This window comes from Aeromonas cavernicola (assembly GCF_002795305.1).
Lineage (GTDB): Bacteria > Pseudomonadota > Gammaproteobacteria > Enterobacterales > Aeromonadaceae > Aeromonas > Aeromonas cavernicola.
Window position 1 is genome coordinate 1 of the sequence record NZ_PGGC01000123.1, and the last position, 19,116, is coordinate 19,116.

Consider the following 19,116-nt stretch of genomic DNA (forward strand, 5'->3'; position numbering starts at 1 on the left):
GTCTCTATGGTGAGATGCTCTACAGCCTCACCACGCCCCTATCATCCCTATAACGAGAAGGAAATCCGAGCCATGAATCTTGAAGGGAAACTCGTGCTGCTCACCGGTGCCAGCGGTGGCATCGGTGAAGAGCTGGCTCAAGAGCTCGCCGTCCAAGGAGCCCACCTGCTGCTGCATGGGCGCCGCGGGTCGGTGTTGGAGCGGCTGCGCAAAACTCTGTCACACCCCGAGCGTCATCAGGTGGTGGTAGCCGATCTGGCGTTCCCGCACGAGCGGGCCGCCCTATTGCAGCACCCCGCGCTGGAAGGTGGGGTCGATATTCTGATCAATAACGCGGGTTGTAATCAGTTTGCTTGGCTGGCAGATCAGAGCAGCGAACAGGTTGAGCGTCAGCTACGGCTGAACATTGAGGCTCCCATTCAACTGACCCGCACCCTGCTGCCGACCCTGCGCAAACCGGGGATCATCATGAACATGGGATCGAGCCTTGGTCGCATTGGCCACCCCGGTTACAGCGTCTACTGTGCCAGTAAATTCGCCCTGTATGGCTTTAGCGAAGCGTTAGGAAGGGAGCTGGCAGGCAGCGGCATCAAGGTGCTCCACTTTGCCCCTCGCGCCACCCGTACCACCCTCAATTCTCAAGCGGCCTATGAGATGAATGCGGCGCTTGGCACCCGCACCGATAGCCCACAGGAAGTGGCTGAACAGGCGGTACTGGCCCTGTGCCGTGAAACCCGCCGCCGCTGGCTTGGCTGGCCTGAGCAACTATTTGTGCGCCTCAATGCCTTGCTGCCGGCCCTCGTCGACAAGGCCCTGAGCAAACAATTGCCGATCATCGAACGCTACGCCCGCCACCCGCAGGGCGCCGCCGAGCATGGCAGTAACGCTGATGAGTCAGCGTCACTCGCCCGCCCCATTGCTACCCATAAGGAGCCTTAATATGGCGATTATCCGTCCATCTACACCCCGTTGTCTGATCATCGCTTTGTTGCTTGGTTCAACCACGCTACAGGCAGCCGAGGATGCCCTCGTCACCGTGCAACAGCAGTGGGCCACCTGCCAGTACCAGCAGAGCGGCAAAGAAAAAGAGCGCTGTCTGGAGACCTTGAGTAACCAAGCGGAAGCAGCCAGTGCCAAAGAGCCTTTTCGCACCGACCTGTTGATTTGGTCCGCCATCGTCAAGAGCACCTGGGCGGGCGCCAAAGGGGGGCTAGGAGCGCTCGGTTTGGTGAAGGAGGCCAAAGCCAAGCTGGAACTGGCGCTAAAACAGGACCCCAAGGCGCTGGATGGCTCGGCCTATACCAGTTTGGGCTCCCTTTACTACCAAGTGCCAGGCTGGCCAGTGGGCTTTGGCGATGATGAAAAAGCGGAGCAGCTGCTCAAACAAGCGCTGGCCATCAATCCCACAGGGATTGACCCCAACTTCTTTTATGGCGATTTTCTGCTGGATCAGGGGCGCGAGGCCGAGGCCAAAACTTACCTCGACAAGGCGCTGGCCGCCCCTGCTCGCCCCGGCCGCGAGGTGGCTGATGAAGGGCGCAAAATGGAGATCCGCGAGCGGCTAGAAAAGCTATAAACTCCAAATGGATCAAAGATCTATTTAAACTCCGCCCACCAGATTGCATACTGGTGGGCACGGTTATGACAAGGAGAGTGGCGGATGCGGATCTTGCTGGTGGAAGATGATGTGATGCTGGGGGATGGGATGCAAGATGCCCTGCGTCACAGTGGTTATACCGTGGACTGGCTGCAACGTGGGTTGCCAGCCTTGGCAGCCCTCAAAAGCGACGAGTTTGCCGCCATGATCTTGGATCTCAACTTACCTGATATCGACGGCCTCAGCCTGCTGCGCAAGCTGCGACGCGAAGGCTACCAGCTGCCGGTGCTGATCCTCACAGCCCGCGACGCCCTTGATGACAGGGTCAGCGGCCTCGATGCTGGCTCCGACGACTACATGGTCAAACCCTTTGCCCTGCAAGAGCTCAATGCCCGTCTGCGCGCCCTGGTGCGCCGCAGCAAGGGACAAGCCCAAGCCGTGTTGGAGTATGGCGAGATTCTTATCTATCCCGAATCCCAGCAGGTGACCTATCAAGGCAACGCCGTCAAGCTCACCCCCCACGAATACAAGCTACTGCAAGAGTTGATCAGCCAGAGCGGTCGAGTGTTAAGTCGTGATCAACTGCAGCAAAGCCTCTACGGCTGGGATGACGGGGCCGAGAGCAATGCGGTAGAAGTGCACATTCACCATCTGCGCAAGAAGTTCTACAGCGATCTTATCCGCAACATTCGCGGGGTGGGTTACATCATCCCTCAAGCCGATTCCGCCTCGCGAGCGCGCAACTGATGAAACGACTGCGCTCCATTCGTCGCTTTCTGCTCAGCGGCGTCCTGACGCTGGTGAGCCTGAGCCTGACTCTCAGCGCGTTTATCGGCTACCTAGAAGCGAGCCACGAGATGGAAGAGCTGTTTGATGCTCGCCTCGCTCAGTCGGCTCGCGTCACTAATCAGCTGCTGGCCCGCTACCTCGCTCAGCAGGGGGAACTCCCTGAAAATGGCACCGTCTATCAAGAGTGGGCGGCGCAACCTGACACCGCCCAACCGACGCCCAACGCAGCCGCTCGGTCAGGGGAGGAAGACGAGATCACCCCTTATGGCCACACCTTTGAACACAACCTCTATTTTCAGTTACTCAATCAGCAGGGTAACCTGCTGCTGCGCTCGCCCAACGCCCCCGCTCAACCATTAGTCACCCTGACTCGCGGTTTCGATAATGTTGACCAAGCGCACCATCAGTGGCGTACCTTCACCCTCTACAACGAGGAAGAGCAGACTTGGCTGGTGGTCGCTGAGCGAGACGACGAGCGGGATGAGCTGGCCAGCAAAATGGCCACCCTTACCATGCTGCCACTGTTTATTACTCTCCCCTTCCTGCTGGCGCTGCTCTGGTGGCTGATCACCCGAGGGCTCACTCCCCTGCGCCAGCTGGTGCAAGCCATCAGTGAACGTCATCCGGCTAATTTAAGTTCGCTCAATCTTAAGGTCAGTGCGCAGGAACTAACCCCGCTGACCAACGAGATCAACCGCTTGATGCAGGCGCTGGCGGAAACCCTTGAGCGGGAGAAACAGTTCACCAACGAAGCGGCCCACGAGCTGCGCACCCCGCTGGCAGTCCTGCGTATTCACAGTGAAAATGCGCTGGATGCCCAAGATGACGAAAGCCGCCGCCAATCACTGCACAAGATGCTGCTGGCCCTTGATCGCAGTGATCGGTTGATCCGCCAACTGCTGACCCAAGCGCGTATCGACAATCAACAAGGGCTGGTACTCAACGAGCTGGAGGTGGGTCATCTGCTACAAGGTACACTGGCAACGCTGGCCCCCATCGCCCTTAAGAAGGATCAGCAGTTGTCGCTAGAAAGCAGCAGCCCCTTGCTGATCATGGGCGAAATGACCCTGCTCGATCTGCTGTTTAGTAACCTGATCGACAATGCCCTGCGCTATACCCCAGTCGGCGGCGACATCGCTGTCAACCTGCAACAGGAGGGTAACCGAGCCAGAATCGATGTGCGCGACAATGGCCCCGGCATTCCAACTACGGCGCTGCCGCGGCTGTTTGAACGCTTCTATCGGGTCAATCCCCAGCAAGGGGATGGGGTCGGATTGGGTATGGCCATCGTCGCGCGGATCGCCCAACTGCATAACGCTGACCTTGATGTCCATAACCTGCCACAAGGGGGGCTGGAAGTGAGCATTTGGCTGCCACTTGCTTACCCAAAATAGTGATGATGGCATGCTTGCCACCGCCATCTTCAGGCGTTAGCGACAGCGGGGTTGCACGGTAAAGGTGCGGCTGGCATCCACTGGCCCAAGATCGGCCAGCAAGCGGCGGCCCAGCAGTACTGGGTAGATCATCTTGCTGCGATCTCGCAGGGTGAACCACTCTTGGTACACCTGATCGCCAAGGCAAATTGACAGGGTCACGATGGGTCTTTGCTCTATGCCACCGGCACCGCGGATCGTGACACTGCGTTCAACCGGCCGCTCAAACCGCTGCGATACGGTTTTTCCACTGTTGGCATCGGTTGCCTTGAACAAAAAACTGACCCAAGGTTTGCCTTCTCGCTTAAACAAGGTGATAGCTCGGGCATCCAGCGAGGAGGTCAGGGCGCCGGTATCTAACTTCATCTTCACCGCCACCCCAGTGGGTAAAATAAGCCCCTTTTCAACCCAGCCATAGCTGGCTGCGGCCCACAGTTGCCCACTCGCCACTAACAGTAGCGCCAGCACGAGGCGGATCAGCATATTGCCTATCGTAGTGGCCGCTTGTCTGGTAGCAACAACGCGCTGTTCTCCATCCAAGAGCACGGTCTTATGAGTGCTAAATAATGAACATAAAAAGCGTGTTTTCATGACGTTATATAACCCTGGTTAGCAGTCGAATGGATGAAAAAGGGGGGCAATGGGAAAACAGATCAAGGGCGTGGCAGCCGACAATGAGCGCCAAAAAAGCCCGTCTCTGCCATCAGGTTGTGACGCCAAAGGCTATCACAATCACGTTTTTATTATCAGTCTTGTTCTGGCGGAATTTTTCCCTAGACTGCTGTAAACCGGAGGCCCCAAAAACCACCGGTTTTTTTGTGCCTGCCAACCCGTTGCGACGATCAACGTAACCTATCCAACAAGGCTCAATGAGGAATTTGTCATGCGTATCGAAGAAGACCTGAAGCTTGGATTCAAGGATGTACTGTTCCGCCCCAAGCGCTCTACGCTCAAGAGCCGCGCCCAAGTCAGTCTGACCCGCCAGTTCACCTTCAAACATACCCAGACCCAATGGCAGGGGGTGCCGGTGATCGCCGCCAACATGGACACCGTTGGTAGCTTTGCCATGGCCCGTGCTCTGGCCAGCTTCGAAATGATGACAGCGGTCCACAAGCACTACAGCTTGGAGCAGTGGCAAGCCTTCATCAATGAAACCGATCCTGCCCTGCTGGGCCATGTCATGGTCTCCACCGGTACATCCGCAGACGATTTGGCGAAAATCCGTCATATCCTCGCTATGTCGCCAGCCCTGCGCTTTATCTGCGTCGATGTGGCCAACGGCTACTCCGAGCACTTCGTCGAATTTGTGCGCAAAATTCGTGACGCCTGCCCTAACCACGTGATTCTGGCTGGCAACGTGGTCACTGGCGAGATGGTCGAAGAACTGATCCTCTCCGGCGCCGACATCGTCAAGGTCGGCATCGGCCCGGGTTCGGTCTGCACCACCCGCGTTAAGACCGGGGTGGGCTATCCGCAGCTCTCAGCCATCATCGAGTGTGCCGATGCAGCGCACGGCCTCGGCGGCCAAATCGTTGGTGATGGCGGCTGCACCTGCCCAGGCGATGTGGCCAAGGCGTTTGGCGGCGGCGCTGATTTTGTGATGCTGGGCGGTATGCTAGCCGCCCACGAGGAGTGCGGCGGAGAAGTGGTCGATGTGAACGGCGAGCCCTTCATGAAGTTCTACGGTATGAGCTCCTCCAGCGCCATGGACAAGCACGCCGGCGGCGTTGCCGAGTACCGCGCCTCCGAGGGCAAAACCGTGCTGCTGCCTTATCGCGGCCCAGTCGAGAATGCCGTGCGCGATATTCTGGGCGGCGTGCGCTCCACCTGTACCTACGTCGGTGCCAGCCAGCTGAAAGAGTTGACCAAGCGCACCACCTTTATCCGGGTGCGTGAGCAAGAAAACAACGTCTACGGTAAAGAGTAAGCGACCGCAGAGCGCCGTCCCGCGCCGACACTTAGAAGCCAGCCAACCGGTGTGCTACCCTGCGCACCGGTTTTTTGCATCTGGAACCCCGAGCCATGGCCAGCCCCCTGCCCCCGTTTGACTGGGATATCTTCTGTTGTGTTGTCGACAACTTCGGTGACATCGGCGTCACTTGGCGGCTGGCCCGCCAGTTGCGGCAGCAGGGGACGCTCCCCGGCCACAGTAACGACATACAGGTGCGGCTGTGGGTCGACGATTTGACAAGCTTTGCCCGCATCTGTCCGGCACTCGATCCGGTGCAGGATGGCCAATGGGTCGAGGGCATCTATATCCAGCACTGGCATGAGACCTTGCCAACCGACATGACCCCGGCCAAGGTGGTGATCGAGGCCTTTGCCTGCGAGCTGCCCGCCCCCTTTATTGAACGAATGGCCGAGCAGATGGCGAGCCAACCCAGACCCCCATGCTGGATCAATCTGGAGTACCTCTCGGCGGAGAGCTGGGTCGAGGATTGCCACGGCCTCGCCTCGCCCCAGCGGGTTGGCAATAAAAGCTTCAACAAATACTTCTTCTTCCCTGGCTTTACCGCTAAAACCGGTGGTCTGTTGTGCGAGCAGGGGCTCATCGCCGAGCGGGAACGGTGGCAACAGGATAAGGCAGGGCTTGCCGCCTACTGGGCCAGCCTTGACCTGCCCGCACCACGTGAGCACGAGCTGCGGATCAGCCTTTTTACCTACGAGAGTGAGGCACTGAATAGTCTGGTCAAGAGCTGGTGCCAGAGCGCCACGCCCATCACCCTGCTGTTGCCGCTGGGCCGCTCTCTCGCTGACGTGCTACGGGGGGCAGGCCTTGAACAGGCTATGACCACCGCCAAGGTGGGGGATCTGCTCCACTCTGGCAACCTCACCATCAAGCTGCTGCCGATGACCGATCAAGCGGGCTACGATCGGCTGCTGTGGAGCTGCGATCTCAATCTGGTGCGTGGGGAGGACTCCTTTGTTCGGGCCCAATGGGCTGGCCGCCCTTTCCTGTGGCACATCTATCCACAACAAGAAGAGGCTCACCTGGTTAAGCTGGAGCAATTTCTCGATCACTACTTGGCCGAGTTGCCTGATGGGGGTAGTCAGTGGCTGCGCCACGTTAATCTGGCCCTTAATCGAGGAGAAGATACGGCTCAATGGTGGGCTCAGTGGCCAGATCAGGTCGCAATATGGCAGCAGCATAGCCGCCACTGGCCAACAGGGTTGCTCAAGGAGGGGGATCTCGTCACACGATTGGTGAAATTTCTGGAAAGCCGTATATAATCTGGCAGTTTTTATCTACCCGTTTCACGAACAGGAATTTTTACATGAAAACCGCACAGGAAATCCGCGCTGGTAACGTCGTTATGATCGGCAACGAGCCGATGGTGGTCCAGAAGACTGAATTCAACAAATCTGGCCGTAACTCCGCCGTGGTCAAAATGAAGCTGAAGGGTCTGCTCAACGGCAGCGCCACTGAGACTGTCTTCAAGGCCGATGACAAGCTGGACGTGGTTCAACTGGAACGTAAAGAGTGCACCTACTCTTACTTCGCTGATCCCCTGTATGTCTTTATGGATACCGAGTACAACCAGTACGACGTCGAAAAAGACAACCTGGGTGATGCTCTCAACTACATGGTTGATGGTATGGAAGACGTGTGCGAAGTGACTTTCTATAACGAGAAAGCGATCTCCGTAGAACTGCCAACCACCATCGTGCGTGAAGTGGAGTACACCGAGCCTGCTGCCCGTGGCGATACCTCTGGTAAAGTGACCAAGCCTGCCCGCCTCAAAGGCACGACTTATGAACTGGCTGTTGCTGCTTTCGTTGAGATCGGTGACAAGATCGAGATCGACACCCGTACCGGTGAGTTCAAGCGTCGCGTTAACTAAGTGACCATGGAACAGCTTGCGGCTCGCAAGCCATCTGATATGAAGGCGCCTACGGCGCCTTCATTTTTACCAAGTCCCATTTACCTACTCCCAGCACCAAGGCTAATTCATCCCCTGCGGCTATAACCCCTTCGCAGCCAACATCTCTTTATAGCGTTGGTGCAACAGTTGAATGCGCTCAACATAAGCACGCGTCTCCGCATAGGGGGGCACTCCGCCATATTTTTCTACCGCGCCAGCGCCAGCATTGTAAGCAGCGCTGGCAAGGACAACGTTCCCGTCGTATTGCTTGAGCAGACCGGCTAAGTATTTCACACCACCAAAGATATTCTGCTCGGCCAATAACGCATTACCGACCCCCAACTCTCGCGCCGTCGCCGGCATTAACTGGGTCAGCCCCATCGCCCCTTTATGTGACACCGCAACGGGATTAAATGCTGACTCGGCATGGATCAGCGCGCGGATCAATGCGGGTTCTACTTGATAGGTGCGTGCGGCAGCCTTGATGGTGCTGGCATAGTCATAGAGGAACAGCCCGGTAGTTTGCCAATTGACATCCGAGGTTGGCTGGCAAGCAAAACAGTCATTAAATAGCAGCAGCTCGTAATGCCCCTGAGCAGGAGCCATATCGGAGTAGCTAACTACACCGTTTTTTTGTACCGATTTGTAAACCTGAACCTGATTAGGCTCAGCCAGCTGGGCAGAAGAGATCGCCCGCTCATCCGATGCAATCGTGGCAGACGCTGCGCTCTGCGCCGCCAAGATCACCACCTCAGCCGGTGGCACGGTCTGCCCACTACAGATCAGAGGCAGCCAAGACCAATAAGTGACTAGCATCCATGCTTTCAATCGCTTGCTCCTGCAAGGGCTGATTAAATTGAGTAAAACACCCGTGCCTCTTAAGGACAAGGTGCCGCCTCATGCCATGCTGAAAACACGCGCGCAGCCTGTGATCCGGTTTGCTAATGCTGACATGGCCCAGCCCCCACTCTGCAATATCAACGATCACCCATGACAGGCCTATGCGGTCGTCGCTCAGTCTTCATCAACCACCGCCGAGATAACAGAGGAACTATTCGCTTTTAGATAGACTGAAATGATATCTTGCTGGCTCATTTTTGCTCACCCCACTCGTTGTTGACGGGCTCGCGGTATGGCAATGCAGCATATGAACCCACGATAAGCAGGTCGTCATGGAGCTTAGCTTCGAAGAGTACCGTGATACGGATCTCTCGCTCATCCAAGACTATTACGAAACCACCTTCGCCCATTATGAGCCTAGCGTTGCTGAACGGATCTTTATCGTGCGTGATGCGCACTGGCTAGTCGGTGCGGTGCGGTTGCAAGATGAAGAAGGGTTCTATCACCTATGCGGATTTCAGCTCCTGCCTCACTACCAGTCACTCGGTGTAGGGTCACAGTTGCTCAAACACGCCTGCCGAGGGTTAGCAGGCAAACCGGTTGTCTGCCAAGTGTTGCCATTCGAGAAGCCATTCTACCTCCACGCCGGTTTTGCTGACCTGCCACTACAACAACTGAGTGGCCCACTGTTCTCTTTTTATGATCAGCAATGCCAGCAGGGGTATCAGATCGAGCTACTGATCTTAGATACCCCCTCATTGACTCAGCATTGAACTGCTGCGGTTATTTGGTCAGCAAGTGGATCTTGCCCGGTGATAACTCCAACCCCAGCAGATTGTCTTTCAACCAAGCTTGCTGTGGATCATTATCGTTAAGCTGGTAAACCGGCTTATTTCCTAGCCGTTTCTCTATACTTTGCAACAACATACCGAGCATAAAGCCAAATTTTTGCTCGGCAGCTTGGGGCTCTAACTTGTACTCGATTAACTTCATGTTATCGAGAAACAGGGCGCTTTGTGCCTTGTCGTAACGCGGCTTAGCCTCATAGACCATCTGCAAACGGGCGTCGTATTCGGTATTGTCTGGCAGCGCAATGTTTAACTTGCCTTTGCCATAGACACGGGCAGTATCTGGCTGCTGGCGACCAATCTGTACATCACTTTGCTCCAACCTCACCCGCGCTTTGATGATGCCAGGCAGTTCCAACTGTTTATCCACTTGCACCTGAGATTGCAGATACTGATTGATCTGTTGTTCATTAATGTCATATGAACCTTGCCCTAACATGGCGAGGCTCAGCAGCATAGATTGCAGGACCATGCACGTGACCTGATAGAATGGATGGGCCGTATAGCATACCATTCCGGCCAGATGGGATCTGCTCATCCCGTTGTTAGCCAATAAAAAGGAGTCGCCGTTGTTAAGCGGTTTGGAGTCTGACCTTCAGTTACTGTTTTCCCGTTTTTTAGGGTGGTTACTGCTGCTTTTTCACACCGTGATCGTGGCGGGCGTATCATTTCGGGTCGTGATGAAACGCCGCCCTATTGGAGTATCACTGGCTTGGCTCACTCTGATTTACACCATTCCGTTTGCGGGGGTCGGTTTCTATATTCTGTTTGGTGAGATCCGGCTCGGCCGTCGCCGTGCTGAACGGGCTCAGGCTATGTATCGTCCCTACGCAATTTGGATAAGGCAGCTGGCTCGGCTATTTCCTCAACACTGCTGTGACGTCGGTGCCAAAGCCAAGCCCCTGCATGACCTGATCCAAGGGCGATTGGCGATGCCAATGCTCTCCGGTAACCGGATGGCGTTGCTCAGCAAACCAGATGTGATCTTGCGCGAAATTGCGCAAGATATTCGCAACTCTACCCACTCTTGTTATTTGGAGTTTTATATCTGGCACCCCGGCGGGGATGCGGATGCTGTATGTGATGCCTTGACAGAGGTGGCGCAACGCGGCGTAGATTGTCGTTTGTTGCTCGATTCGGTAGGAAGCAAAGCGTTTTTTCGTTCTCACTGGCCCAACCGTCTACGTAAAGCGGGCGTGAAACTGGTCGAGGTATTACCGGTTGGAGCTTGGCGCATACCGTTCCAACGTCAAGATCTACGAATGCATCGTAAGCTGGTCGTGATCGACGATAGAGTGGGTTATACCGGCTCGATGAACATGGTTGACCCGCGCTTCTTCAAACAAGATGCAGGGGTCGGCCAGTGGGTAGACATCATGATCCGAGTCCAAGGCCCTATCGTGCCACTGATGTGGTCGATCTTCGTCTGGGATTGGGAAATGGAGACTGGCGAGCGCCTGCTCGATAGCTTGCAGCATGAGCCCGAAGTGTGGCAGCACACTAACTACCGCGCCCAGCTCATCCCCTCGGGCCCTTTCGTTGGCGGGGATTGCATTCAGCAAAGCTTGCTACTGGCCATCTACCAAGCACGCAGCCATCTGGTCCTCACCACGCCCTACTTTGTCCCCGATGATCCCTTGGCTGCGGCCTTAAGCTCAGCCGCTGCAAGGGGAGTCAAAGTACAATTGGTCTTACCCGCACGTAATGACTCGATCATGGCTAACTATGCCTGTAACGCCTTCATGGAAGAGCTGTTGGCAGCGGGAGTCGAAATCTATCGCTATGATGCTGGTTTGCTGCACACCAAGAGTGTGTTGGTGGATGACGATTTTGCCTTGGTGGGGACGGTGAACCTAGATCGACGGAGTCTCTGGCTCAACTTTGAAGTGACGCTGCTGGTAGATAATCCAACGTTTGTGGTTCAGGTAAATCAGTTAGTGCAAGGTTATATCACCGAAGCCTCTCAAATGACCCTTAAACATTGGCAAGCACGCCCATGGCATAAACGGGTAATGGAAAATATCTTCTATCTATTCAGTCCCTTGCTGTAGTCCAAGCAAGCAGAACATGGCAGGATACACCTCTCGTTAACTCCATTGTGCAAGGCACACAATCCCCAAAAGAGACATCCTATATGAAAAAAATAGCGGCCTTGACCATCGGCGTCGCACTGGTAGGAAGCAGTTTGGCCGCTTGTTGGTACACCGGCAGCCATGTTGATCAAACCATGGAAGAGCAGATCGCCAAGGTCAATCAAAATGATGGGATTGAACTGAATTGGCTGCCGAACAAGCATAATCTGTTTGCTCGAGATGGCGTTTTACAGTTGACCGTCTCCCCCGAAAAAATGGCAGTACTGAGTAGTGAGCTGGACACTCGCCAGCCTCTAACACTCAGGTTTGTCGTTACCCATCAGATTTTTCCACTCTATGTCAAAAGTCACCTGCGATTAGATACCCAACAAGGCTCACTGGCCGACATGTTTAGCACCCTAGGCATGACGCAGTGGCAGCTAGGCCTTGAGTCCGTCAGTAGCCTCTGGAGCCAAAGTAGCAGTGGCCGTTTTTGGGCAAACGAGTTCACGCTCAAACAAGCGGCTAACGAGTTTCGCTTTCTCCCCATTCATGGTGAATATCGTGGCGATCTCGGGGGCGATGCCCGCCTGACTCTGGCATGGCAAGGGATGACACTCCGCGACACCCTCAACGGACTGGATGTAGAGGTTGCAGATCTAACAGGCAGCGCCGACTTGGCCGATATAAGTGGCCTGTGGCTCTCACCGCAAAGTGAGATGAGCTTGGCGGCACTCACAGTACAGCTACCAGACAATACCAAGTGGACTCTGCAAGGTCTCACCAGTGCAACCGCAGTAACGGGTGACGACGCCCAGACACTCTCTAGTCGCTATCAAGTCAACATCACCAAGCTGGCGTTAGAGAACGAGAGCGATGCCTTAACTGCGACCGACAATAAGCTGGCGTTACGTTTAAACGGGCTTGATATAGAAGGGTATCAACAGCTTCAGGCGGCAAATGGCAGCGGAATAGAGGATGAAGCGGCTCAGCAGGCTCTCGATACACTACTCAGACGAGGAGTAAGCCTGGAACTCACCGAGCTCAGTAGCAAGCTCAATGGCGAACCTATCACCCTCTCAGGGGAAGCAACCTTGGCCTCAACGACGCTCGAACAGCTGTTTAGCCCAGGCCAAGGGATGCAAGCGTTGAGCGGCACACTTCGCGCAAACCTGAGCCGTCAATTGGGCAGTGCCGTGCCACAGCTGAACCCTCTGATAGAAGCGTGGGCACACCAAGGTTATTTGAAAACAGACTCGCAGCAGCTCAGCGCTCAGCTAGAGTTGGCGAAGGGCGCCATCACGGTGAATGATCTCCCGCTCTGAGGAATGAATAACAAAAAGGCTCTTAAAGAGCCTTTTTGTTGCCTATCACCGCTCACGCCGTTATGTGCAGACCACTTATTTGAAAACTACGGTCTTATTACCGTAGACAAAAACCCGCTCATTGAGCACCAGCTCTAACGCTCGGCTTAGTACCGATTTTTCTACGTCACGTCCCGCTTTCGCCATCTCCTCTGCACTAAAGGTATGACCAACATGGATCACATCCTGCTCAACGATGGGCCCCTCATCTAGGTCATCAGTCACAAAGTGCGCGGTCGCACCAATCAATTTGACCCCCCGATCAAACGCTTGACGATAAGGGCGGGCACCGATGAAGGCGGGCAGGAAGGAGTGGTGGATGTTGAGGATTTTACGCGGATAGGCCTCGACGAAGCTCGGGGTCAGCACCCGCATGTACTTGGCCAAGATCACATAGTCAGGCTCATAGCGATCAATAATGGCGCGAACCTGCTCTTCATGCTCGGTGCGGCTCAGATCATCGTGGCTAACGGTATGAAATGGAATATTAAACTTACCGGTCAGCTCTGCGAGGGCATCGTAGTTCCCGATCACCGCCACAATGTCCATGTCTAATGCACCGGCATAATTTTTCATCAATATATCACCAAGACAGTGAGTCTCCTTGGTGACCAGAATCACGATCCGTTTCTTGCCTGCTTTGACTAGCCGCCGTTGTGCGCCATGAGGCAACGCATCATCAAGATCGGCTAACAAGGTTTCGTCGTTAAAACGCCCTTCCAGCTCGGTACGCATAAAAAAACGGCCATTCTCATGATCTACAAACTCGTCATTTTTGATGATATTGAGCTGGTGCTTGTAACAAATATTGGTAATTTTTGCGATCAGACCCTTGGCATCAGGGCAATCCGTTAGCAATATTTTCTTTTCCATTCTTATCTTTTCCGTTTGTTATCCGAGCCCCCGGCACTAACCAGGCGCCACATTTTTGCGCACTATGCCATAAACAAATTACGGCTATAAACAAATTAAACCCATCACAGCTAAATCACTCTCGTTACTCAGCAGCAGCTCCTGTCAGGGTCATTAGCGCGGTCAATGTGGTCGCGAAGTCGCAGCGTACACAGTACGCTGCGGATTTCGAGCTCTACCCAGAACCAAGGTGGCAATTGCAACATGACTAATGACATGGGCGGCTTAACGTCGAACAGCACGTCTCCACTACGGCACGACGAAACCTTTGCTTGTGCTGGCTGATGAGAAAATTAATGAAGTGATAGGTAGTTCACCAAAAAAGCACACTGGCTTGAGTGTATTCGCGAGCAGGATGGGGATGATAAGACACAACGATCTGCGTTAAAAAAGTGTCGAGGAGGCGCCTTAATTAACAATCAGCGCATAAGACACCGAATGTAATATTGCCAATTTTTGTCAGGGAAAATGGCCTGTAGTCCATACAAAATTGTAATAGCCATGAAATTTGGTTAACCTCTGTCCGTGCTTCCACCATACAGAGCTCATTTTCGACCGAGTTAGCATAAAAAATGTTCAATCAAGGAAAAAATGAGCGTTTTAACGCATTTATCTGTGGTGGGGGCTATGCAAAGTATGATTTTTTTGTGCCATAATCACGCCGCTTGCTAAACGTCTGGCGAGTTCAAGGGAGCTTTAAAAATGAAAAAAATGTTGTTGGTAGGTGTTGTTGGTCTGTCCGCGCTGCTGGGCGGTTGTGCAAACACCAGCGAACTGGAAACTTCCGTTCAGAATCTGTCTAACAAAGTTGACCAGCTGGCTCAAGATGTTAGCGCAGTTCGTGCTGATCAGTCCAAGATCGCTGCTGATGTTGCCGAAGCCAAGCAAGAAGCTATGCGTGCTAACCAGCGCATCGACAACATGGCTACTTCTTACAAGAAGTAATCCATGCAAAAAAATGGCGCTATTATGCGCCATTTTTTTTGCCTCTTATCCAGCGATTTTACCTCATTCAGCCTCATCTAGGCAGCCTTCACCCCCATAATCACCCATCACTCTGCTTAATAAAGCAAGCTATAGAGTTTTCCTCGGTAACGTTGAGCGGCAGGTACTGCTCCCATAGTTGCCAGTATGTCGAGGTAAATTTTCCGTGCATCGCCAAATGCCAAGTCCTGCTTAAGAATGAGCAGTAACACCTCTAATGCCTCTTCTTGACGGCCCGCTTGGCTATATTGCACAGCCAGTTCTTGCGCCAACAAAAAATCATGCGGATGCTGGGCATATCGTGACTCTAAAGCCCGTAATTCGGGGCTGTCTGCCGCTTGTAATGCTAACGCGATACGAGCACTTAACGCTTGGTAATGGCTATCTTGAGCAACCATGGGTATCTGATCAAGATAGCTCTTAGCTTCATCCAATAAATTGAGGTCCAGTGCTGCCTGTATTAGCCACAGGGAGATATCGTGACGTGATGGAGCTAGTTGATGAGCTTTAACAAAATCGCTATACGCCAGACTAGGCTGCTCATCAATGAGCGCCTGTTTCCCTCGGGCCAGTAACTCATCTTCTTCTTTAGGGATAAACGCAGCAAAATAGTCGCGCAGCGTAGCCTCATCTTGTGGACCTTCAATCATCCCCTGTTCATCAGGACGTCCTTGGTGAAACATGACCAGAGCAGGCAACGCTCGCAGACCCAGTTGCCCTGCCAATGGCTGTAACTGAGGATCATTCATATCTATTTTTGCCAACGTGACCTGGGCATTAGCGGGCCCCACTAAGGCTTCGACCTGCGGCGTCATGACTTGGCACTCAGGCAGTTGCGGAACGTAGAAATAGAGGACGATCGGCTTGCTCATGGAAGCATCGATCAGCTCAGCGTGAAAGTTTTGGGGATTAATATCGACGATCATGAGTTGGACTCTTCAAATAATGTATGAATTAACATGGGGTCAATAGAATAAGAATTCAAGTTGCAATCTATATGGTACATGGACACGCTAGGCGCCATCGACGCTAGACAGAGCCACCCACTGGCGAATGGCCAGTCCTGTACATAATAGGATATGGCATCAAGCTGATTATCTAGCTGCCACGCCTTCTCCGGCATGAAGCACACCTTGTCTAAGCCAGCAGAAATACCGCCACCATGGGCTTTTAATACCGCTTCTTTACGTGACCAAAGACGATAAAAAGCACGCTCTTGTTCATCTATTGGCACCTGAGATAACCACTCATATTCGCTCGCGGTAAAAAAACGACGAGCCAAAGCAAGGCACGAATAACGCCGACCGCCTAACTCTAGGTCAACACCTACTCCGTGGTGCTGGCATAAAGCAAACACCAACCAGTCACCACTGTGACTGAGGTTAAAATGCCAATGACCGCTACTGAGCGCCGGCTTACCGTGCTCACCTGCACAAAACAGGAAACGGTTAGCAGGCTGATTCAAACGAACAGCTAGCAAATGACGTAACACGCCACGGCTCACCAGATACTCCAGACGACGTCTGTCATGACCTCTCGTTTGCCATTGATGATACTCATCAGCCGTTAGCATGGTGGCTAGCTGAGCCAACGCAGCCGCGCACATGCTGGCTGGCTTTAACAAAAATACCTCTGTCATGCTCATAACGTTCACTTAACAAAAAGGGCGGAAATAAAAAACGACTCTGCCTTGCTGATAGCGCTTATTGACGGGGATATATGCGTAGTTTTTTTGTGCAACATCACATTAATCATCAAATTAGATGCATTTATTGGCAAAAATGTGAGCTCGATATAGATTTTCACTTGCCTCGATAGAATTCTTAGATATAGTCGAGTGCTGTTGCCTTATAAATTGCCCTAAGGGGCCGTATTTTAACAAATTTACTATCTTGCGGGGATAAAGGATTGCGCCACCTGATACTGCTGGTCGCGCTCGGATTGGTCGGTTGTGCTTCTGCCCCCCAACCCGAGGTTGCGAGTAAGATCGAGGTTTCCATGATGGAACCTGTTATTGAACCAGAACCCTCGCAAACCCCTGATGTGAATGAAATTCTCACCGTCTACAAAGAATGGCGTGGTGTCCCATATCGGATGGGTGGTAGCAGCCAACGCGGCATAGATTGTTCCGCTTTTGCGCGGGAAGTGTTTCGTAATGCGGTCGGCATTGAACTCCCTCGCGATACCCGTTCACAAGTTCATGAAGGTACCCGTATTTCTAAGCAAGATCTTGTAGAAGGCGATCTGGTGTTCTTTAAAATTAACCGGCGCCTCAATCATGTTGGGATCTATGTCGGTAACGGTGAATTTATTCATGCCTCTACCCGCGTGGGCGTCACTCGCTCAAAACTGGATAGCCAATATTGGCGTGGCAAATTCTGGCAAGCGCGCCGGATTGAAATCTGATCCCACTGGCGATAAACCTGCCACACGCTTTCTATACAGAAAAACAAAACCGAGCACCTAAGTCGCTCGGTTTTTTTATTGGCAATGAATGATCGCTATCTGAATGATGAATGGCCCACCGCGATCAAGATGGCTCTGTCATGGTAGAAAAGTACAGTCCCCTAGCATGTTAAGCGAGCCGTCATAACCAGCTTGCAAGTATCCACCACAATTTATCAAAAGCTTAACCAACTCATCAGGCTACACAGCGGTATCTTTCAGGCTCTTCGCAGCGGATCACTGACGTTCGATATATAGGATCACCTCGCCAAGGTGAATCCCAAACTTACTGATTTGGGCTCGGTTGATCAGTCTATTTTCATCGAGCAGATACATCCAATCATCGAAATTAACGCGGACCACCTCACCATCAGGTAAGGCGAGATCGAGCTGATAGCGCCAGTTGAGCGCAAATCCTGCCGATTTGCCCACGGCCTCCCCGACGACATCCGAGGCGGTGCCACGCCAGTGGCCATCAGCGCCCTTCTTGAGATACCAGGTACGCGTTTGCTGGCGACCATCGTCAAAATAAAACTGCTCAAACAACTCACCTTTGCCCTCTTGCCAGCGACCTTGCATCTCAACCCGGAAGCGGCTGGTGACCTCGCCACTGCGATCTGTTACCAACCCATGAGCCACTAAGTTGCCACTGAAAAAACGAGCTAGATCCCAATTAGGCCCCTGTTCGCGATAATCATTGAGGCTCACCCCACAACCCGTTAACCACACGAGCGGCAGTAACCATAACCATCGGTAAGTATGGAAAAAAGACATCGAACACTCCGTTATCAAGGTTGACCGCGTAAGCGGCGAGTCAGGTCGGGATCTCGGCTATTTTCAGAGAGCCAAATAGCGAGAAATGCCGCTGAAAATTGGGGGTCGGCAACAGTGCCAAGGGGCTTGTCTTGCCACCAAAAGTGGCCAGCTCCCGCTTTATCAACATAAAAACGGAGGGTGTCGCCCGCGGCCACATCAGGCCAGATGGCCGCCAGTTGGCCAAGCCACTGCTGGTGCTGTGTTTGGGTACCCATGCCAAGACGTTGCCACTCTTGCTCGGTCGCACTGAGCAGATCGCTTTTATCGATGGCTCTGGCATAGGTGAGACTGATTGCTTGTGGATATTGACCATGCTGATAACGGCCCGTCTCACTGTAGAAAGCAGCATCATAGAGCTTGAACCAGAGCCACTGCATCTCCCCCTGCCCAACAGGTTGCAGCTGCGGCCAAGGGGCTGCCGCCATCACCGGCAGGGCTAACAGCACCAACCACAGCTTAATGCCACCCCATATACCAGTGCTGAGGGTCTTCCAATTCATGCCAATCCACCTCTTGTTCTTCTAAGGTATTGATGTCCTGCATCACTACCTGCACCAGCTCCCCTTGCGCATTACGCTGGCAAGCCACCACCAGATAGCAACGCTCAGTCAGCTGGAGTGGGTTCTCTTTCGTCCACTTGGAAAAAAGCAGAGTTTCGGTCGAAAAACGATTCATGCTCGCTCCCCCTCCAGTTTGACCATTGCCCATAGCAATACGGGCAACCACCCACTCCAGATCACGGCCAGCAGTAGAGCACTATTGGCCGTCCCCCAAGGTAACTGCACCGCCCCCATGGCTGCGCCGGCGAGATAGGACATCGTGCCCCCTACCGCCCCAACGAGAGCCTGCTGCCAGCGTGACATGGGCAGCAACCAGCGCATCCCATGAGCAAGGGTCAGGGCAAACCCAATCCACAGCAGCATCAACCAGAGTGGAAAACCGGCCGTAAAGTGAAACAGACCCAGTTGCCAGAGCGACAGATCCAACAGACCACCAGCAACCGCAATAGCGAGGAGCCGCCAATCCCGCTGACGGCTAGGAGAAAAAAGAAAATGGGCCAGCAGCAGCACCAACAGTGGGCCCGGCTGCTGCCATTTCACTGCGAGCAACCAATACAGGTTAAACCCCAGCAAATGAGCCCATTGCCACATGA

At 53.6% G+C, this 19,116-nt stretch carries 23 protein-coding genes; 13 read left to right on the plus strand and 10 right to left on the minus strand.

The features are described from left to right. The first annotated feature begins 72 nt into the window (after window positions 1-72). The 4 genes from CUC53_RS13345 to CUC53_RS13360 all read left to right on the plus strand — a co-directional run bounded on the left by CUC53_RS13345 (window position 73) and on the right by CUC53_RS13360 (window position 3,780). Entirely contained in the window at window positions 73-939 is an 867-nt protein-coding gene (locus CUC53_RS13345; protein ID WP_100294613.1) for an SDR family oxidoreductase, read from the plus strand. Window position 940: 1 nt separating this feature from the next. Then, window positions 941-1,576, plus strand: a complete 636-nt coding sequence (locus CUC53_RS13350) for a tetratricopeptide repeat protein (protein ID WP_100294614.1) — start codon at window positions 941-943, stop codon at window positions 1,574-1,576. A gap of 84 nt (window positions 1,577-1,660) precedes the next feature. Beyond that, a complete protein-coding gene (locus tag CUC53_RS13355) occupies window positions 1,661-2,344 on the plus strand; it encodes a response regulator (RefSeq protein ID WP_100294615.1) in 684 nt (227 codons plus the stop codon). Further along, window positions 2,344-3,780, plus strand: coding sequence for an ATP-binding protein (locus tag CUC53_RS13360; protein ID WP_100294616.1), 1,437 nt, complete (start codon window positions 2,344-2,346; stop codon window positions 3,778-3,780). Before CUC53_RS13355 ends, CUC53_RS13360 begins: the two co-directional genes overlap by 1 nt. 36 nt (window positions 3,781-3,816) lie before the next feature. Here the strand turns inward: CUC53_RS13360 and rloA3 are convergent, their stop codons facing one another. Then, complete coding sequence (rloA3, locus tag CUC53_RS13365) at window positions 3,817-4,302, minus strand: retropepsin-like aspartic peptidase RloA3 (RefSeq protein ID WP_100294617.1); 486 nt, start codon at window positions 4,300-4,302, stop codon at window positions 3,817-3,819. Window positions 4,303-4,459: 157 nt separating this feature from the next. Between rloA3 and CUC53_RS18900 the strand changes: the two genes are divergently transcribed. The 4 genes from CUC53_RS18900 (at window position 4,460) to efp (ending at window position 7,661) form a co-directional block, all read left to right on the plus strand. Then, complete coding sequence (locus CUC53_RS18900; RefSeq protein ID WP_157798278.1) at window positions 4,460-4,606, plus strand: hypothetical protein; 147 nt, start codon at window positions 4,460-4,462, stop codon at window positions 4,604-4,606. Between the two features lie 96 nt (window positions 4,607-4,702). Further along, window positions 4,703-5,746 carry a GMP reductase gene (locus CUC53_RS13370; protein WP_100294618.1) on the plus strand — a complete coding sequence of 348 codons (1,044 nt, stop codon included), beginning with the start codon at window positions 4,703-4,705 and terminating at the stop codon, window positions 5,744-5,746. Between the two features lie 95 nt (window positions 5,747-5,841). Then, the gene (gene earP / locus CUC53_RS13375) at window positions 5,842-7,050 is read left to right on the plus strand and encodes an elongation factor P maturation arginine rhamnosyltransferase EarP (protein WP_100294619.1); all 1,209 of its coding nucleotides are present in this window, start codon (window positions 5,842-5,844) and stop codon (window positions 7,048-7,050) included. A 44-nt stretch (window positions 7,051-7,094) separates the two neighbouring features. After that, window positions 7,095-7,661 (plus strand): elongation factor P, encoded by a 567-nt coding sequence (efp, locus tag CUC53_RS13380; RefSeq protein ID WP_100294620.1) that lies wholly within the window; start codon window positions 7,095-7,097, stop codon window positions 7,659-7,661. 120 nt (window positions 7,662-7,781) lie between these two features. Here efp and CUC53_RS13385 read toward each other — a convergent pair whose 3' ends face one another. Next, complete coding sequence (locus tag CUC53_RS13385) at window positions 7,782-8,510, minus strand: lytic transglycosylase domain-containing protein (RefSeq protein ID WP_420808065.1); 729 nt, start codon at window positions 8,508-8,510, stop codon at window positions 7,782-7,784. Window positions 8,511-8,854: 344 nt separating this feature from the next. Here CUC53_RS13385 and CUC53_RS13390 point away from each other — a divergent pair, with 344 nt between their 5' ends. Next, entirely contained in the window at window positions 8,855-9,295 is a 441-nt protein-coding gene (locus tag CUC53_RS13390) for a GNAT family N-acetyltransferase (RefSeq protein ID WP_100294621.1), read from the plus strand. A 10-nt stretch (window positions 9,296-9,305) separates the two neighbouring features. Here CUC53_RS13390 and CUC53_RS13395 read toward each other — a convergent pair whose 3' ends face one another. Next, window positions 9,306-9,842, minus strand: coding sequence for a YceB family lipoprotein (locus tag CUC53_RS13395; RefSeq protein ID WP_236757924.1), 537 nt, complete (start codon window positions 9,840-9,842; stop codon window positions 9,306-9,308). A 97-nt stretch (window positions 9,843-9,939) separates the two neighbouring features. On the opposite strand from CUC53_RS13395, the gene cls reads away from it, so the two are divergent. Together cls and CUC53_RS13405 are read left to right on the plus strand one after the other, a co-directional pair. After that, a complete protein-coding gene (gene cls / locus CUC53_RS13400) occupies window positions 9,940-11,421 on the plus strand; it encodes a cardiolipin synthase (RefSeq protein WP_100294623.1) in 1,482 nt (493 codons plus the stop codon). A gap of 83 nt (window positions 11,422-11,504) precedes the next feature. Next, window positions 11,505-12,767, plus strand: coding sequence for a DUF945 family protein (locus tag CUC53_RS13405; RefSeq protein ID WP_100294624.1), 1,263 nt, complete (start codon window positions 11,505-11,507; stop codon window positions 12,765-12,767). Between the two features lie 75 nt (window positions 12,768-12,842). On the opposite strand, the gene purU is transcribed toward CUC53_RS13405, so the two are convergent. Then, on the minus strand, window positions 12,843-13,679 hold the full coding sequence (purU, locus tag CUC53_RS13410; protein WP_100294625.1) for a formyltetrahydrofolate deformylase: 837 nt from the start codon (window positions 13,677-13,679) through the stop codon (window positions 12,843-12,845). Between the two features lie 741 nt (window positions 13,680-14,420). Between purU and CUC53_RS13415 the strand changes: the two genes are divergently transcribed. Next, a complete protein-coding gene (locus CUC53_RS13415) occupies window positions 14,421-14,663 on the plus strand; it encodes an Lpp/OprI family alanine-zipper lipoprotein (protein WP_010634682.1) in 243 nt (80 codons plus the stop codon). Between the two features lie 116 nt (window positions 14,664-14,779). Here the strand turns inward: CUC53_RS13415 and CUC53_RS13420 are convergent, their stop codons facing one another. Then, entirely contained in the window at window positions 14,780-15,628 is an 849-nt protein-coding gene (locus CUC53_RS13420; protein ID WP_100294626.1) for a tetratricopeptide repeat protein, read from the minus strand. Beyond that, a complete protein-coding gene (locus CUC53_RS13425; protein WP_100294627.1) occupies window positions 15,625-16,347 on the minus strand; it encodes a 4'-phosphopantetheinyl transferase family protein in 723 nt (240 codons plus the stop codon). Before CUC53_RS13425 ends, CUC53_RS13420 begins: the two co-directional genes overlap by 4 nt. A 272-nt stretch (window positions 16,348-16,619) precedes the next feature. Here CUC53_RS13425 and CUC53_RS13430 point away from each other — a divergent pair, with 272 nt between their 5' ends. Next, window positions 16,620-17,108 carry a C40 family peptidase gene (locus CUC53_RS13430; protein WP_201796765.1) on the plus strand — a complete coding sequence of 163 codons (489 nt, stop codon included), beginning with the start codon at window positions 16,620-16,622 and terminating at the stop codon, window positions 17,106-17,108. 276 nt (window positions 17,109-17,384) lie between these two features. On the opposite strand, the gene CUC53_RS13435 is transcribed toward CUC53_RS13430, so the two are convergent. From CUC53_RS13435 to CUC53_RS13450, 4 genes are read right to left on the minus strand one after another with little or no spacing between them, the layout of a single operon-like run. Further along, window positions 17,385-17,921 (minus strand): DUF3833 domain-containing protein, encoded by a 537-nt coding sequence (locus CUC53_RS13435; RefSeq protein WP_100294629.1) that lies wholly within the window; start codon window positions 17,919-17,921, stop codon window positions 17,385-17,387. A 14-nt stretch (window positions 17,922-17,935) separates the two neighbouring features. Then, window positions 17,936-18,463, minus strand: a complete 528-nt coding sequence (locus CUC53_RS13440) for a chalcone isomerase family protein (RefSeq protein ID WP_100294630.1) — start codon at window positions 18,461-18,463, stop codon at window positions 17,936-17,938. Further along, window positions 18,420-18,638, minus strand: coding sequence for a TIGR02450 family Trp-rich protein (locus tag CUC53_RS13445; protein WP_100294631.1), 219 nt, complete (start codon window positions 18,636-18,638; stop codon window positions 18,420-18,422). The genes CUC53_RS13440 and CUC53_RS13445 overlap by 44 nt, the downstream gene beginning before the upstream one ends. Continuing rightward, the gene (locus tag CUC53_RS13450) at window positions 18,635-19,114 is read right to left on the minus strand and encodes a DUF2878 domain-containing protein (protein WP_100294632.1); all 480 of its coding nucleotides are present in this window, start codon (window positions 19,112-19,114) and stop codon (window positions 18,635-18,637) included. The genes CUC53_RS13445 and CUC53_RS13450 overlap by 4 nt, the downstream gene beginning before the upstream one ends. Between the last annotated feature and the right edge of the window lie 2 nt (window positions 19,115-19,116).

Excerpts from the sequence above, each read along its gene's own strand:
- CUC53_RS13415 (WP_010634682.1), top strand. The coding sequence starts at position 14,421 with ATGAAAAAAATGTTGTTGGTAGGTGTTGTTGGTCTGTCCGCGCTGCTG.
- CUC53_RS18900 (WP_157798278.1), top strand. The coding sequence starts at position 4,460 with ATGGGAAAACAGATCAAGGGCGTGGCAGCCGACAATGAGCGCCAAAAA.
- CUC53_RS13450 (WP_100294632.1), bottom strand. The coding sequence starts at position 19,114 with ATGTGGCAATGGGCTCATTTGCTGGGGTTTAACCTGTATTGGTTGCTC.
- CUC53_RS13440 (WP_100294630.1), bottom strand. The coding sequence starts at position 18,463 with ATGAATTGGAAGACCCTCAGCACTGGTATATGGGGTGGCATTAAGCTG.
- CUC53_RS13370 (WP_100294618.1), top strand. The coding sequence starts at position 4,703 with ATGCGTATCGAAGAAGACCTGAAGCTTGGATTCAAGGATGTACTGTTC.
- CUC53_RS13420 (WP_100294626.1), bottom strand. The coding sequence starts at position 15,628 with ATGATCGTCGATATTAATCCCCAAAACTTTCACGCTGAGCTGATCGAT.
- CUC53_RS13425 (WP_100294627.1), bottom strand. The coding sequence starts at position 16,347 with ATGAGCATGACAGAGGTATTTTTGTTAAAGCCAGCCAGCATGTGCGCG.
- CUC53_RS13360 (WP_100294616.1), top strand. The coding sequence starts at position 2,344 with ATGAAACGACTGCGCTCCATTCGTCGCTTTCTGCTCAGCGGCGTCCTG.
- CUC53_RS13445 (WP_100294631.1), bottom strand. The coding sequence starts at position 18,638 with ATGAATCGTTTTTCGACCGAAACTCTGCTTTTTTCCAAGTGGACGAAA.
- CUC53_RS13390 (WP_100294621.1), top strand. The coding sequence starts at position 8,855 with ATGGAGCTTAGCTTCGAAGAGTACCGTGATACGGATCTCTCGCTCATC.
- earP (WP_100294619.1), top strand. The coding sequence starts at position 5,842 with ATGGCCAGCCCCCTGCCCCCGTTTGACTGGGATATCTTCTGTTGTGTT.
- CUC53_RS13435 (WP_100294629.1), bottom strand. The coding sequence starts at position 17,921 with ATGTCTTTTTTCCATACTTACCGATGGTTATGGTTACTGCCGCTCGTG.
- purU (WP_100294625.1), bottom strand. The coding sequence starts at position 13,679 with ATGGAAAAGAAAATATTGCTAACGGATTGCCCTGATGCCAAGGGTCTG.
- CUC53_RS13405 (WP_100294624.1), top strand. The coding sequence starts at position 11,505 with ATGAAAAAAATAGCGGCCTTGACCATCGGCGTCGCACTGGTAGGAAGC.
- CUC53_RS13395 (WP_236757924.1), bottom strand. The coding sequence starts at position 9,842 with ATGGTCCTGCAATCTATGCTGCTGAGCCTCGCCATGTTAGGGCAAGGT.
- rloA3 (WP_100294617.1), bottom strand. The coding sequence starts at position 4,302 with ATGCTGATCCGCCTCGTGCTGGCGCTACTGTTAGTGGCGAGTGGGCAA.
- efp (WP_100294620.1), top strand. The coding sequence starts at position 7,095 with ATGAAAACCGCACAGGAAATCCGCGCTGGTAACGTCGTTATGATCGGC.
- CUC53_RS13345 (WP_100294613.1), top strand. The coding sequence starts at position 73 with ATGAATCTTGAAGGGAAACTCGTGCTGCTCACCGGTGCCAGCGGTGGC.
- CUC53_RS13350 (WP_100294614.1), top strand. The coding sequence starts at position 941 with ATGGCGATTATCCGTCCATCTACACCCCGTTGTCTGATCATCGCTTTG.
- CUC53_RS13355 (WP_100294615.1), top strand. The coding sequence starts at position 1,661 with ATGCGGATCTTGCTGGTGGAAGATGATGTGATGCTGGGGGATGGGATG.